11 protein-coding genes and 1 pseudogene are annotated in these 13451 nt (G+C 66.2%); 10 read left to right on the top strand and 2 right to left on the bottom strand.

Annotation, left to right across the window (positions count from 1 at the left end; translation table 11 throughout):
- Positions 1-55: 55 nt before the first annotated feature.
- Positions 56-1288 carry a serine hydroxymethyltransferase gene (glyA, locus tag N0D28_RS09170; protein WP_260559230.1) on the top strand — a complete coding sequence of 411 codons (1233 nt, stop codon included), beginning with the start codon at positions 56-58 and terminating at the stop codon, positions 1286-1288.
- Between the two features lie 240 nt (positions 1289-1528).
- Here glyA and glgC read toward each other — a convergent pair whose 3' ends face one another.
- Positions 1529-2770, bottom strand: a complete 1242-nt coding sequence (gene glgC / locus N0D28_RS09165; protein ID WP_260559229.1) for a glucose-1-phosphate adenylyltransferase — start codon at positions 2768-2770, stop codon at positions 1529-1531.
- A gap of 82 nt (positions 2771-2852) precedes the next feature.
- A complete protein-coding gene (locus tag N0D28_RS09160; RefSeq protein ID WP_260559228.1) occupies positions 2853-3629 on the bottom strand; it encodes a WecB/TagA/CpsF family glycosyltransferase in 777 nt (258 codons plus the stop codon).
- A 109-nt stretch (positions 3630-3738) separates the two neighbouring features.
- Between N0D28_RS09160 and N0D28_RS09155 the strand changes: the two genes are divergently transcribed.
- The 9 genes and pseudogenes from N0D28_RS09155 to N0D28_RS09115 all read left to right on the top strand — a co-directional run bounded on the left by N0D28_RS09155 (position 3739) and on the right by N0D28_RS09115 (position 13420).
- Positions 3739-4413: a Crp/Fnr family transcriptional regulator gene (locus tag N0D28_RS09155; protein WP_260559227.1), complete on the top strand. Its 675-nt coding sequence runs from the start codon at positions 3739-3741 to the stop codon at positions 4411-4413.
- Positions 4414-4497: 84 nt separating this feature from the next.
- Positions 4498-6096 (top strand): bacillithiol biosynthesis cysteine-adding enzyme BshC, encoded by a 1599-nt coding sequence (bshC, locus tag N0D28_RS09150; RefSeq protein ID WP_260559226.1) that lies wholly within the window; start codon positions 4498-4500, stop codon positions 6094-6096.
- Positions 6097-6405: 309 nt separating this feature from the next.
- Complete coding sequence (gene murF, locus N0D28_RS09145) at positions 6406-7677, top strand: UDP-N-acetylmuramoyl-tripeptide--D-alanyl-D-alanine ligase (RefSeq protein ID WP_260559225.1); 1272 nt, start codon at positions 6406-6408, stop codon at positions 7675-7677.
- Positions 7674-8423 (top strand): hypothetical protein, encoded by a 750-nt coding sequence (locus tag N0D28_RS09140; RefSeq protein ID WP_260559224.1) that lies wholly within the window; start codon positions 7674-7676, stop codon positions 8421-8423. Before murF ends, N0D28_RS09140 begins: the two co-directional genes overlap by 4 nt.
- Before the next feature lie 97 nt (positions 8424-8520).
- Complete coding sequence (locus N0D28_RS09135; RefSeq protein ID WP_260559223.1) at positions 8521-9441, top strand: phospho-N-acetylmuramoyl-pentapeptide-transferase; 921 nt, start codon at positions 8521-8523, stop codon at positions 9439-9441.
- A gap of 208 nt (positions 9442-9649) precedes the next feature.
- A pseudogene (locus N0D28_RS09130) lies at positions 9650-10447 on the top strand (IS5 family transposase).
- 144 nt (positions 10448-10591) lie between these two features.
- Positions 10592-11617: an aldo/keto reductase gene (locus N0D28_RS09125; RefSeq protein WP_260559222.1), complete on the top strand. Its 1026-nt coding sequence runs from the start codon at positions 10592-10594 to the stop codon at positions 11615-11617.
- Positions 11618-11717: 100 nt separating this feature from the next.
- The gene (locus N0D28_RS09120; protein ID WP_260559221.1) at positions 11718-12173 is read left to right on the top strand and encodes a tellurite resistance TerB family protein; all 456 of its coding nucleotides are present in this window, start codon (positions 11718-11720) and stop codon (positions 12171-12173) included.
- Between the two features lie 47 nt (positions 12174-12220).
- The gene (locus tag N0D28_RS09115) at positions 12221-13420 is read left to right on the top strand and encodes a class I SAM-dependent methyltransferase (RefSeq protein ID WP_260559220.1); all 1200 of its coding nucleotides are present in this window, start codon (positions 12221-12223) and stop codon (positions 13418-13420) included.
- Positions 13421-13451 lie beyond the last annotated feature (31 nt).

The following is a 13451-nucleotide window of genomic DNA, read 5'->3' as shown; positions in this document are numbered from 1 at the left end:
GCACAGCAAGACGACTTCCTGAGCCGCCCGGCACGGCTGTGTTACGCTTCAAAGCATGACTGACACCCTCGCCAGACCAGCCGCCGGGCAGCGCGACACCGCCGTTTTCGATCTGATTCAGGAGGAGGCCGAGCGGCAGCGCTACGGCCTGGAACTGATCGCCTCGGAGAACTTCACCAGCGCTGCCGTGCGCGAGGCGGTGGGCAGCATCCTGACCAACAAGTACGCCGAGGGCTACCCCGGCAAGCGCTGGTACGGCGGCTGCGAGGTCGTCGACAAGGTCGAGCTGCTGGCCATCGAACGGGCCAAGGCGCTGTTTGGGGCCGAGTGGGCCAATGTGCAGCCGCACTCGGGCAGCAGCGCCAACATTGCGGTTTACGGCGCGCTGCTCAACCAGGGCGACACGGTGCTGGGCATGGACCTGGCCCACGGCGGACACCTGACGCACGGCTCGCCGGTCAACTTCTCAGGGATGCGCTACCAGATTGTCGGCTATCAGGTGGACCGCGAGACGGAGCGCATCGATATGGAGCAGGTGCGGCGACTGGCCCACGAGCACAGACCCAAGATGATCATCGCGGGCGCGAGCGCTTACAGCCGGATCATCGACTTTGCAGCGTTCCGGGCCATCGCCGACGAGGTGGGCGCGATTTTGTTTGCCGACATCGCCCACATCGCCGGACTGGTGGCAGCGGGCGTGCATCCCAGCCCGCTACCGCACGCGCACGTGGTCGCCACCACCACCCACAAGACCCTGCGCGGGCCGCGTTCGGGTCTGCTGCTCTCCAGCGACCTCGACCTGACCGCCAAGCTGGACCGTGCCATCTTCCCCGGCCACCAGGGCGGGCCCCTGGAGCACGTCATCGCAGGCAAGGCGGTGGCTTTCGGCGAGGCGCTGACCCCCGAATTCAAGACCTACAGCGCCCAGATCATCAAGAACGCTCAGGCCCTGGCCGCCGAGTTCCAGGCGCTCGGCTACCGGGTCGTATCGGGCGGCACCGACAACCACCTGTTTGTGCTCGATCTGCGCCCCCAGGGCCTCAACGGCACCAAGGCCACCAAGGCGCTCGACGCCGTCCACATCACCATTTCCAAGTCTACTTTGCCTTACGACACCGAGAAAATTCTGCACGGTGGCGGCATCCGCATCGGCACGCCCGCTGTGACGACGCGCGGCATGTTGGAGGGTGAGATGCCAAAAATCGCCAACCTGATTGACCGGGCGCTGCGGGGCGAGAACGTGAAAGCCGAAGTGCATGACTGGATGGGCGGGTTCGATCTACCGTAAGCAAGTCGGGAAGAATGCCACCGGGCCGCGCTTATTCAAGGTGCGGCCCGGTGTCTGTTTGCTGTGGCATTCTGGCCACCACCATCGAGCGTGGATGATCTGAACTGGCCTCCAAGACACCGAAAAGCGCCCAACATGGGATCACTCTCCCCCACTGCTGGACGCTCTTTCAGATGGCGAGCAGTCAGCTTTCAGTGACCTCATGTTCAGAGACGGCGCTTCACCGAAAGCCGATATCCCTCAGAAGGTGTAACTCTTCGGCACCACCACCACGCCGTTGTCGGTCACGGTAAATCCTCTGGCGCGGTCATGCTCGACATCGTGGCCGATCTTGGTGGCGGGCGGCACGATCACGTCCTTATCGATGATGGTGCGGCGAATCTGGCTGTGACGGCCAATCTGCACGTTGTCGAACAGCACCGAACTCTCGACCAGCGAGTAGGAGTGGGTATGGACGGAGCGGCCCAGCACGCTGTCGCGCACGGTGCCGCCGGAGATGATGGTGCCCCCGGCCATGATGCTGTTGAAGGCCTGCCCGCGCCGACCATCGGACTCGTGGACGAACTTGGCAGGCGGCGAGAACTCGCTGCTGGTACGCAGCGGCCACTCGCCGTTGTAGATGTCGAACTCCGGGTTGACCGTCACCAGGTCCATGCTGGCATCGAAATAGGCGTCGAGCGTGCCCACGTCGCGCCAGTAGAGGTTGGGACGGTCCTGGCCGGGAATCGGGTTCTTGTGGAAATCGTAGGCCATGACGTTGTAGCCGTCCGATAAGGCGCGCGGAATCACGTCCTTGCCGAAGTCGAAGCCTTCCTCGCCGCCCGACATGCTGGTTTCGAGCAGTTCCTCCAGGGCGCGGCGCGAGAAGATGTAGTTGCCCATGCTGGTGAGGCTGGTGCCGGGCTGACCGGGGATGCTGGGCGGGTTAACGGGCTTTTCCAGAAAGTCGGTGACCTTCCATTTGTCGTTCACATGCATGATGCCGAACTGGTGCGCCTGCGCCTGCGGCATCGGGTACGCGGCAATCGAGATGTCGGCGCGCGAGTCGATGTGCTGCTGGAGCATGTGCTCGACGTTCATCTTGTAGATGTGGTCGCCCGAGAAGATCGCCACGTAGTCGGCGTCGTGGTTGCCCACCAGGTGCAGGTTCTGGTAGACGGCGTCGGCGGTGCCCCGGTACCACACCGGGCCGAGTTCCTCGAAGCGGTACATCTGGGCCGGAACCAGCGTGATGAAGTAGTCGCTCAGGAAGGTCCCGAAGCGCCAGCCGCGCTGGATGTGCTCGGTGAGGCTCTGGGCCTTGTACTGGGTCAGCACGTAGATGCTGAACAGCCCCGAGTTGATGAAATTGTTGATGGCGAAGTCGATGATGCGGTACTTGCTGCCGAACGGCACAGCAGGCTTGGAGCGCCGCATCGTCAGCGGCGAGAGGCGTGAGCCCTGACCGCCCGCGAGAATCATACCCAACACGCGTGGTTTCATAGTTCCCCCTGGTGATGTTCGAGAAGTCGGACGTGTACAGAACGCTCCCCAGTTTACCGTCAGAAATGAAGGCGGGTGCCCTTTACGTTTGCTTGTCGCTTGGCCCGGCCCGGCCCGCCTGCCGCAGCACCAGCCCCACGAAGCGGGCCAGCCGGGGCGCGCGGCCCCAGCGCCTGCGGTCCCCGGCCACCCGCCAGACCCACTCCACGCCCAGCCGCCGGGTCCAGGCCGGGGCCAGCGCCGCCGTGCCCGCCAGCACATCCAGCACGCCGCCGCAGCCGAGCAGCACCGGCACGCCGAGCCGGGCACGCCACGCCTCGTTGAACGCCTCCTGCCGCCCCGCGCCCATGCCGGTGAGCAGCAGGTCCGCGCCGCTCTGGGCGATCAACCCGGCCACCCGAGCGTCGTCTTCCGGGCCAAAATAGCCGTGATGTACGCCCGCCACCTGAATACCGTACTGGGTCCGCGCCGACGCCGCTGCCGCTTCGGCCACGCCGGGTCTCGATCCCAGAAAGAAGACCCGGAGGGCCGCGCCGCGCCGCTGCATCAGCCCTGCCGCCAGATCGAAGCCCGGCGCACGCGGCACTGCCTCACCCAGGAGCCGCCGCGCCGCCCAGACGATGCCCACCCCGTCCGCCGTCACCAGATCGGCACGCTGCATGGCCTGGGTAAAGGCCCCCACCTCGCCGCTGCGGGCGTCCTCGGCACGGGCCTGAATGATGAATTCTGGGTTGAGCGTCACCACCGTGTGCGGCCCTCGGCGCTCGGCGCTTAACCAGGCTTCCAGCCGGTCCAGCGCCTGTTCGAGTGTCACAGGGTCGAGTGGAAGATCGAGCAGAATCAGGCGGGACCGGGTCATACAGCGAGTCTAGCGTGAGGTTGTCGGCGCGTCCGGCCTCTCCGGCAAAACCGCCCAATGTGCACTGTCTTTCCTTTGCCGGGGAGCGCACATGAAAATACTATGAAGCATGTTGCCTGGCTTTCTTGCCGCCCTGCCTGAAGCGGCCCGCGTGCCGCTGCTCGCCGCCACCCGCCAGCACCACTGGAGTCGGGGGAGCATCGTGCTGCACGCCGACGATCCTGCCGAGACGCTCTACATGCTGCAAAGCGGCCACGCCCGGCTGTACCGTCTGGGCAGCAGTGCCCGCGAAGTCACGGTCAACGTGCATGGCCCCGGCGACCTGCTGGGCCTGAGCGCCCTGCTCGACGACGGCAAGTACGGCCTCTATGCCGAGGCGATGGACGACCTCTCGGCGCTGATGGTCGGCGGCGAGGCGCTGCGCGAACTGATGGCCCGCTGGCCCGATCTGAGTGTGGCGCTCAGCACCCAGGTGGTGCGCCAGACGCGTGGCCTGCAAGACCGGCTCTCGCAACTGGTGTTTCTGGAAGTCTCGCAGCGCCTCGCCCTGGCCCTGCTCGAACTGGCCAACGAGAGTGGCGAGGCGGGCGATCATCAGGTGGCGCTGCGCGGACGCATCTCGCACCAGGACCTGGCGCACGCGGTGGGCAGCACCCGCGAGACCATCACCAAGCTGCTGGGCGAGTTCCGCTCCAAGGGCCTGCTCGACCTGGGCTACCGCCGCATCGTGGTCATGGACCGCACGGGGCTGGAGCGGGCCGCCCGGCAGCCTCTGGGCGCTTAACGGAGCCTGAATGCTTGAAGACAAGCTTCCGGCGCGGGCAGCGGCACACAAAAACCACGCCGGGGCGTGCATGATGATGGACGCATGACGCCCGCCTCTCCCCTGCCCAGCCTGACCGACGCTTACCGGGCAGGCCACCTGACCGAATTTTTTGCCCACACCCCTGCCGACCTCCAGGCTGTACTGGAAGCGGGCCGTGAGCTGGACCGCCCCGCCCTGGTGGCTGCGCTCCGGGCTTACCATGCCGATCTCGGCCTGCCTGACAGGGCAGACAAAAAATCGGACGCGGCGGCCCGAACGCTCAGCGCCCAGCTCGATCTGCTCGCGCACCCCGAGGCCCGCGTGGTGGTGGCCGGGCAACAGGCCGGACTGCTGGGCGGCCCGGCCTACAGCGTCCATAAGGCCGCCGACGCCGTGCTGCTGGCCCGGCAGCTCAGCACCGAGTCGCGCCCGGTGCTGCCGGTGTTCTGGATCGCCAGCCAGGACCACGACGCGGGCGAGGTGGCCTCCACCAGCCTGCTGGACTTTTCCGAACGCGAGTTCCGGCCTCACCTGGAGCTGCCGCAGGGCGTGCCGGTGGGCCGGATCGGGTGGCGGACCGAGTGGACCGCGCAGCTTCTGGAACTGATCAGCGAGTTCGACGCGCCGGAAGTTCACAAGGCGGCGGTGCGCGCCCATCTGGACTTCGCCTTCGCCGGAACAACCTACGCCGACGTGTTCGCCCGCCTGATGTTCCGGTTGCTGGGCGAGCACGGGCTGATCGTCCTCGACCCGCTGCATCCGGCGCTGGCCCGCCTGATGGCCCCAGCCCTGGCCCGCGAGCTGGAGCGTCCGCTGGACGGCCCGCAGCGCATCGAGGAAGCCGCAGAGCGGCTGGCCGGGCGCGGCTACACGCCGCAACTGCGCCGCCCCGCCGGAGCGACCAACCTGTTTATCGAGGAGGAGGGCGGCCAGCGCACCCTGCTGCGGGTCGTGGGCGACAGTGACAAGAGCCAGCACTTCGACGGCCACACCAGGGCCGAACTCCTGGCCCTGCTGGAGCGCGACCCCAGCCGCCTCACGCCCGCCGCCGGACTGCGCCCGATCATTCAGGATATTTTGCTGCCCACTGCCGCCTTCGTGGTCGGGCCGGGCGAACTGGCCTACGCCGCCGAGCTGCGCGGGGTCTACGCACTGCACGGCCTGACGCAGCCGGTACTGTGGCCGCGCCTGAGCGTGACCTGGCTGGAACCCAACGTGGCGCGGCTGCTTTCACGCTTCGGCGTCACGGCGGCGCAGTTTCAACGCGACCCGGAAGGCACGCTGGGCCGGGCGCTGGCGACCACACAACAGGCCGCCTCACTCGGCCAGGAACGCCTGAATACCCTGCACACCCAGTTCACGGCGCTGGCGAGCGAGCTGGCGGCCCTCGACCCAACCCTCAGAAGCAGCGTGGCTCGCACCGAGCAGCGCACCCTGGCCCGGCTAGAGCGCCACCGCGTGCAGGGCTACGTCGCCCTGGCCCGCGCCGAGAACGACAGGGCCGGGCAACTGACCCGCCTCAAAAAGCACCTGCTGCCCGCCGGACACCCGCAGGAGCGCGAGATGAACTTTCTGACCTACCTGCTCAAACACGGCCAGACGCCGCTCAACATGCTGATGGCGCAGACGGCAGGAGCGACGGTGGAGCTGGTAATTCCGTAGAGCAGTCGTCCGTTCCATCGGTGCGGAAAAGCGCCCCAGCAATTCCGCTATCTTGGGCATGACGGACGCCTGTGAGGACAACTATGCCTCTCCTCCCATATGGATCTACCCGCCCCCACCTGCTCTGGCATATATTTGACTCGCTCCACACGGTGACAAAAATCCTGAAATTTTTATGACAAATACTCTAGCGCTGGTGAAAGTAGCCTTCGCCCCAGCATTTACCGACCACACCCAACAGACGGACCCCTCGCCCGCGTTACCGGGCAAAAGCGCTTCCCACTTCCCGCCCTGCCTATACTCCTAGCCATGCTCCAGCTCACCGATCTGCCGTTTGCCGCCGCCGTTCACACCGGGGCCAGGCCCGCCCAGCGCCTCACCTGGGACTCGCGCCAGGCTGACCCCGACACGGCGTTCGTGGCCCTGCCCGGCGAACAGATGCACGGCAACGCTTTCGCGGAGCAGGCGCTCTCGCGCGGCGCACCCTTCGTCCTGACCGACCTGGATGTGCCGCGCGCCGTGCGGGTCGCGGACGCCCGCCAAGCGCTGTTCGCCTGGGCCAGACAGGAGCGGGCAAACAACCCGCTGGTCGTCGGCATCACCGGCTCGGTGGGCAAGACCACCGCCAAGAGCTACGCCGCAGCCGCACTGGAAGCCCACTTCATGCCGGTGTTCAACACCCTCCCGGCCATCGCCTGCTTTCTGCTGGAGTTTGGCCGCTCGCCTCAGCCGCTGGTGGTCGAAATGGGCATTGACCGCGTGGGTGAAATGCGCGAACTCGTCGATCTGGTGCGGCCCGATGTGGGCATCGTCACCAGTATCGGCGCGGCACACCTGGAAGCACTCGGTAGTCTGGACGGCGTGGCCCGCGAGAAGGGCGTCATTCTGGAAGCGCCGCGCACACTCGTCTCAGAGCAGGCTGCCGCTTGGTTTCCCGGCGTGGACACCTACGGCTTCGGCACGGCGACCCACGCGGGACAGCAGCTCAAAGTCGGCGCAGCGGGCGCGTCGTTCCGGTTCGCGGGCGTGGAGGTCCACCTGCCGCTGGCCTCACAGGTGCAGGCCGAGGCCGCCGTACTGGGCCTGGCGCTGGCCGGGCAGGCCGGACTTGATGTGTCAGCCGCCGCCGAGCGCCTCACCGCCGTTCGGGTGCCGGGGGGCCGCTACCGGGTGCTGCCGGGGCGCTTCACCATCATCGACGACACCTACAACGCCTCGCCGCTGAGTGTCAGAGCCGCGCTGGCATCGCTGGGCGCGTATGGAGGGCGCAAGATCAGCGTGCTGGGCCGGATGCTGGAACTCGGCGAGGACGAGCAGACCATGCACGCTGAAATCGGTGGGTCTGCTCGCCAGCACGCCGATGTGACCTACGGCGTCGGCCTGTTCGCCGCACTGCTGGGCGAACACGCTTACCGCACAGTGCCGGAGCTCCTCGAAGCCCTGCGCCCCGAACTGCAAAGCGGCGACGTGGTGCTGGTCAAGGCCAGCCGGGGCATCTCGTGGACACCGGAAAAGCGCTTGCAGGAAGGCGTGGGCCTGGAGAGCGTGGTGGACGCCCTGCTGAGCTGGGAAGGCGAATGAAGCGCCTCTACTCCCTGGCGCTGCTGGGCCTGCTGAGTGCCTGCGCTCCTGCCCAGATTCAGCGAACCCAGGCGAATACCAATGCCCTGCCCTTCCAGGCCGACTTCACCGACGCGGGCGTGACCTGGGTGGCGGGCGGCAAAGCTTTCGTGGCGCGCGCGCCCAGCTTCCGGGTGCAGCCTGCCCCACTGCCGACGCCCGCCGTGGCCGCCGCCTGGGTGGGCAGCGTGGCCTGGGGAGCCTTGCCCGACGCGGGACTCATCGTGACCCTCGACGGGCCGCCCGAGACGCAGGTGGTGGGCCGGGCGGTGCGGCTCAGTCACCAGCGGGTGTATTTGCAAGACGGCAGCGCCGTGACCTATTCCGGCAGCGCGGCGGACGGCCTGCTGGGCTTTCCGGCAGCAGTGCTGACCGGCGGCGACGGCGAGGAATACGCCCTGGTCGGCGGCAATCTGTACCGACCCGGCAGTCCGCCCACGCTGCTGAGTGCCGGAGCGCAGTCGTACCTCTACAGCCTACCGGGGCGCGGCGCGGCCACCGCCAACGTGCCCACCGTGCAGACGGACGCGGGCCTCTACCGACTCACAGGCGCGGCGCTGGAACGCCTGGACGGCGCGGGCAAGACGGTGACAAGCCTGCCGCATGGCCCCGGCCTGATCGGCACGGTGGGCGGGCGCATCGTGACCCTGAGCGCGGCGGGGCAACTGAGAGTCTTTCTGAGCGATCTGCGGGAAGTGCGGCCCTGACACCCTCTACCAGACCGGCCCAAAAACCACCGTGCTACTCTGCCCCCATTGTGTCTGAACATTCAAATGCTTCCATTCTCTCTGCACCGGAGCCTGCATGATTCTCACGGCGCTGCTCTCGTGGTTCTTTCTGGGCCTGTTCATTCACGTCTCCAAGCTGCGCGGCTGGGGCCAGCCGGTTCGCAAAGAAGGGCCGCAAACCCATCTGAAAAAGGAAGGCACCCCCACGGCGGGCGGCGTGGCCTTCGTGCTGGCCTTCCTGGCGATGTGGCTCATCTATTTTCTGATCAACCCGCTGGAAGGCAGCAACCGCACCCGCGAGATCATGATCGTGCTCTCGGCCACCTTCATGGGCCTGATCGGCTTTGTCGACGATTTTCTCAAGATTCGCTGGCGGATGGTGGGCGGCAAGAAGGAACTGCTGGCCCGCGAGAAGTTTCCGCTGCAACTGATCGTCGGGGCGGTCTTCGCCTATTTTGCTGCGCCACTCGCGTCACACCTGCTGGTCCGGAGCTTCGGGCCAGTGTGGGACGTGGTGCTGATCACGCTGGTGATGGTGGCCGCCGTCAATGCCTTCAACTTCACCGACGGGCTCGACGGACTGCTCGGCGGGGTCAGCCTGATCGTGCTGCTGCCGTTTCTGGGCGTCTCGCCCGCTGCGCTGCTGCTGGTCGGGGCGGTGCTGGGCTTCATGTGGTACAACGCCCACCCAGCCCGCGTCTTCATGGGCGACATGGGCAGCCACGCCATCGGCGCGGTGGCGGCGGGCGTCTACGTCCTCTACGGCGATCCCTGGCTGCTGCCGGTGGCGGCGATCATCCCGGTGGTCGCGGTGCTGAGCGTCATCATTCAGGTCGCCTCGTTCAAGACCACCGGCAGGCGCGTTTTTAAGATGAGTCCGATTCAGCATCACTTCGAACTCAGCGGCTGGAAGGAAACCCAGGTCACGGTCCGGTTCTGGGTCATCACCGCGCTGGCGACAGCGGCGGCCTGGGGCTTGATGGGCGGGAAGTGGTGAAGGCCGCGCGGATCGGGTCAGGCAGGTCGGGTCAGACGCTGCGTTAAAGCGGCTTGCAAGTCCGGCCCGAACACTCCGGCAGTTTGAAACCTGCCGGGCCTCCCGGCCAGCCCAAACGGACCCGTGACGCCCTGTCACAAGCTCTAGAGGCTGGTTGAGAGGGAATCGAAGTTTGACGGGATGATTTTGTCGCTGGCAAACTGGACGGATGGATCGCCGTGCGTACCCAAGTGATGTAGATGACGAGACGTACCACTTTTTATTGCCGTACCTGGCCTTAACCCCTGAGGATGCCCCGCAGCGGAAATTTCCGCTGCGAGAGGTCTTGAATGCGTTGTTGTGGATGAGTCGAACGGGGGCGCAATGGGCATTTCTGCCGCACGATCTTCCACCAGCAGAAGTGGTCCGCAGTCAGGCGAAGCGGTGGTTCGAAGCGGGGTGCTTTGAGAACGCCGTACACGACTGACGGATGCTCAGTCGCGTTCAACAGCAACGTGCCGGCGAGCCGACGGCGATCATCATCGACAGCCGCACGTTGCAAAGCACCCCGGAAAGTGGTCACCGTGCCGGGTTCGATGGAGCGAAGAAGCGCAAGGGTACCAAGGTCCATCTGGCGGTGGATACGCTGGGTCACCTGTTGACCTTGACCACGTCGCCGGCCAACGAACAGGATCGCGCGCAGGTAGAGGCGCTGTGTCACAGCGCCCAGGAGCTCACAGGTGGGATGCTGGAGGTCGTATTTGCCGATCAGGGCTACACCGGAGAACAAGCGCAGAATGCGGCGCGCAAAAGCAATATTGAGTTGATCGTCGTGAAGCGTCCGGACGCTTCACGGGGATTTGTCTTGCTGCCGAAACGATGGGTGGTGGAACGTTCGCTGGCGTGGTTGTCGCGCTTTCGTCGATTGGGGCGTGATCTGGAACGGCTGTCCTCGACCTTGATCGGCTTCCACTTCGTCGCCGCCTGCGTTCTGTTACTGACTAAACTCAGGCCCATCCTTGGATAGGCTGTCCACCAGCCTCTAGACTGATGGCCTCAGAATCAGCCTTTATCAATCGGCCACAAACCCGCACAGCTTCCCAAAGGCCGGAAGCGTTGCCCCGACACTGTGAACGTTCACAATCTGGTTTTATTTCAAGGAGGCAACACCATGACCACGACCACCTACCGTCAACTGGGCCGCAGCGGCCTGCATCTCTTTCCCCTCGGCCTGGGCACCATGCAGTTCGGCTGGAGCGCGGGCGAGGACGCTGCCTTCGAGATCATGGACGCCTACCACGCGGCGGGCGGCAATTTTCTGGACACTGCCGACATCTACACCACCTGGACGCCCGGCAATCCCGGCGGCGTCTCCGAGGAGATCATCGGGCGCTGGATGAAGGCTCGCGGCAACCGGGACGACATCGTGGTGGCAACCAAGGTGCGCGGCGCGATGGGCGGAATGGACAACGATCAGGGGCGCGGCAGCGTACACCAGCGTGAGGGGTTGTCCCGCCGCTGGATTCTCAAGGCTTGCGAGGATAGTCTGAGACGCTTGCAAGTTGACCATATCGATCTGTACCAGGCCCACTGGATCGATTCGCAGACCCCCATCGAGGAAACGCTCTCGGCCTTCACCGAACTGGTGCGCCGTGGCTACGTGCGCTACATCGGCTGCTCGAACTTCAGCGCTTGGCGGCTGATGCAGGCGCTGTGGACGAGCGACCGCAAGGGGCTGGAAGCGTTCGTCAGCGTTCAGCCGGAATACAGCCTCCTCTCGCCCACCCGGGCCAACTTCGAGCGCGAATTGCAGCGGGTGGCCGTGGAGTACGGCCTCGGGGTCATTCCCTGGAGTCCGCTGGGCGGCGGCCTGCTGACCGGCAAGTACCGCCGGGGCCAGCCGATGCCCGAGAGCGTTCGGGCAGGCGGCGCGGCCCAGCGCCTTACCGATGAGAATTTCGACATCATCGAAACCTTGCAGACCGTCGCCGACGCCCACGCCGCCAAGCCCGCCCAGGTGGCGCTGGCCTGGATGCTGGCCCAGCCCGCCATGACCGCGCCGATCATCGGAGCCAACAGCGTGGCGCAGCTTCAGGAACTGCTGGGCACGGTGGACCTGACCCTGAGCGAGGACGATCTGGCCCAGATCACCAAAGTCAGCGACTGGGAACGGGCACGCACCGAGCTGGAGCGCTAAGCCGCCCAGCTCCTCATTCAGACTGAGCGACAATGCAGACCGGCAGGGCCAAGGCGCTTGCCGGTTTCGCTTCTCACCGCGCCGCACAAGGAGACTCAAGATGGGATTTCTCGATCAGCTCAAGACACTTGCCAACCAGGGCCTGACCGCCGGGCAGGAAGGCTTTGCCCGCTTCAACAACGCCACCTTCGCCGACGCCAGCATGGCCGCCTGCGCTCTGATCGCCGCCGCCGACGGCAAGATCGACACCCAGGAGCGCAGCCGCACCGCCGCCTTCATCACCAGCAGCGACAAGCTCAAGTCATTTGACGTGGGCAAACTCCGCAGCAAGTACGACGACTACTGCGACAAGGTGACCCAGGATTTCGATTTCGGCAAGATCGAGCTGATTCAGGTGATCGGCAAGGCCGCTAAGAAGCCCGAGGAGGCGCGCGCAGTGGTGCAACTCGCGGTGGTGATCGCCAATGCCGACGGCGACTTCGACGAGAAGGAGCAGATGATCATGCGCGACATCATCTACGCCCTCAAGCTCAATCCCTCCGAATTCGGGCTGTAAGCGAAGACCCTCAGCCCGCACCGCCCGGCATCCCTTACACTCGGCCCATGACCGGCCCGACCCGACCCAGAGCTTCAACCAAAAGCAAAACCAGCAAACCCGGACCGCAACTCAAACTGCGCCGCGCCGCCACCTCGCCAACTGAGGCCCAGGAACTGTATTTCAAGGTCGTTCCCGCTGTGCTGCCGCCGCGTCTGGCACGCCTGAAGGCGCTGACCAAACCCGGCGTGCGCGGCGCTTCCGGCATCGACGACGCCCAGGCACTCCTGGCCGAAACCCTGCTGAAAGCGCGGGTCAAGGGTGAGGTGCTGGACCTGACGGCACTGGGTGGCCTGCTTGCCAGCTTGCCGGGCGTGGGCCTGCGGGCCGCAGAGGGATCGGCCCCGGCGCTGGCGGTGCTGAAAGCGGCTGGGCTCGAGTCGGCGGCGGTCATTCCCGGCGACCCCCTGGAGCGCGCTCCCACCGTCACGCTGATTCTGGCCGGAGACCGGGGCAACGCCTACGCCCAGGCCCAGGTCAGCTGGGCGCACGCCTGCACCCCGCCGGGCGGCGTCCTGTACCTGGCCGGAGACCGGGACAAGGGCTTTGACCGCTACGTGCGGGCAGCAGGCGCAGCCTTCGGCAGCGGCGAGACCATCGCCCGCGACGGCGGCATGCGGGTCGCCAGGCTGGTGCGCCGCCCCGGCCCGACCCCGCCCCAGCCGGAAGCCGAAACCTACGAACACGAGGGCCTGAAGGTGGTGGCGCTGCCAGGCGTCTTCAGCGCGGGCAAGGCTGACAGGGCGACGGCGCTGCTGCTGCGGACACTGAACGATCTGGACGTGTCGGGCAAAACGGTGCTCGACCTCGGCTGCGGCGCGGGCCTGATCGGGGCCTGGGCGGCCAGGCGCGGCGGCACGGCGACCCTGGCCGACGCCGATTTGAGCAGCGTCCGCAGCGCCGAGCAGACGCTGGCGGCCAACCAGCTCATGGGCGAGGTGATTCACAGCGACGTGGACGCGGATCTGGGCGAGCGCACCTTTGACCTGATTCTGTCCAACCCACCCTTTCATGTAGGGCGCGGCGTCGTGCTGGACGTGGCCGCCGAGTTTCTGAACACGGCCCGGCGGCGCTTGAACCCTGGCGGCGTGGCCTACTTCGTCGCCAACGACTTTCTGCCCTACGAGAAACTGCTGACAGGCTGGGCAAAGGTGGAGGAAGTGGTGCGGGAAAGCGGTTTCAAGGTGCTGCGGGCAGAGCGTCTCTAACCTCGGCCCGAGGCCCAGTACACTACCCGGC

It is taken from the genome of Deinococcus rubellus (assembly GCF_025244745.1).
In the GTDB taxonomy this organism is placed as follows: Bacteria; Deinococcota; Deinococci; order Deinococcales; family Deinococcaceae; genus Deinococcus; species Deinococcus rubellus.
The sequence above is the reverse complement of the archived record's forward strand: the minus strand, read 5'-3'. Positions and strand labels throughout refer to the sequence as shown.

What these genes read in the sequence shown, in the direction of transcription:
- glyA (WP_260559230.1), top strand. Translation starts at nt 56, where the DNA reads ATGACTGACACCCTCGCCAGACCAGCCGCCGGGCAGCGCGACACCGCC.
- glgC (WP_260559229.1), bottom strand. Translation starts at nt 2,770, where the DNA reads ATGAAACCACGCGTGTTGGGTATGATTCTCGCGGGCGGTCAGGGCTCA.
- N0D28_RS09160 (WP_260559228.1), bottom strand. Translation starts at nt 3,629, where the DNA reads ATGACCCGGTCCCGCCTGATTCTGCTCGATCTTCCACTCGACCCTGTG.
- N0D28_RS09155 (WP_260559227.1), top strand. Translation starts at nt 3,739, where the DNA reads ATGTTGCCTGGCTTTCTTGCCGCCCTGCCTGAAGCGGCCCGCGTGCCG.
- bshC (WP_260559226.1), top strand. Translation starts at nt 4,498, where the DNA reads ATGACGCCCGCCTCTCCCCTGCCCAGCCTGACCGACGCTTACCGGGCA.
- murF (WP_260559225.1), top strand. Translation starts at nt 6,406, where the DNA reads ATGCTCCAGCTCACCGATCTGCCGTTTGCCGCCGCCGTTCACACCGGG.
- N0D28_RS09140 (WP_260559224.1), top strand. Translation starts at nt 7,674, where the DNA reads ATGAAGCGCCTCTACTCCCTGGCGCTGCTGGGCCTGCTGAGTGCCTGC.
- N0D28_RS09135 (WP_260559223.1), top strand. Translation starts at nt 8,521, where the DNA reads ATGATTCTCACGGCGCTGCTCTCGTGGTTCTTTCTGGGCCTGTTCATT.
- N0D28_RS09125 (WP_260559222.1), top strand. Translation starts at nt 10,592, where the DNA reads ATGACCACGACCACCTACCGTCAACTGGGCCGCAGCGGCCTGCATCTC.
- N0D28_RS09120 (WP_260559221.1), top strand. Translation starts at nt 11,718, where the DNA reads ATGGGATTTCTCGATCAGCTCAAGACACTTGCCAACCAGGGCCTGACC.
- N0D28_RS09115 (WP_260559220.1), top strand. Translation starts at nt 12,221, where the DNA reads ATGACCGGCCCGACCCGACCCAGAGCTTCAACCAAAAGCAAAACCAGC.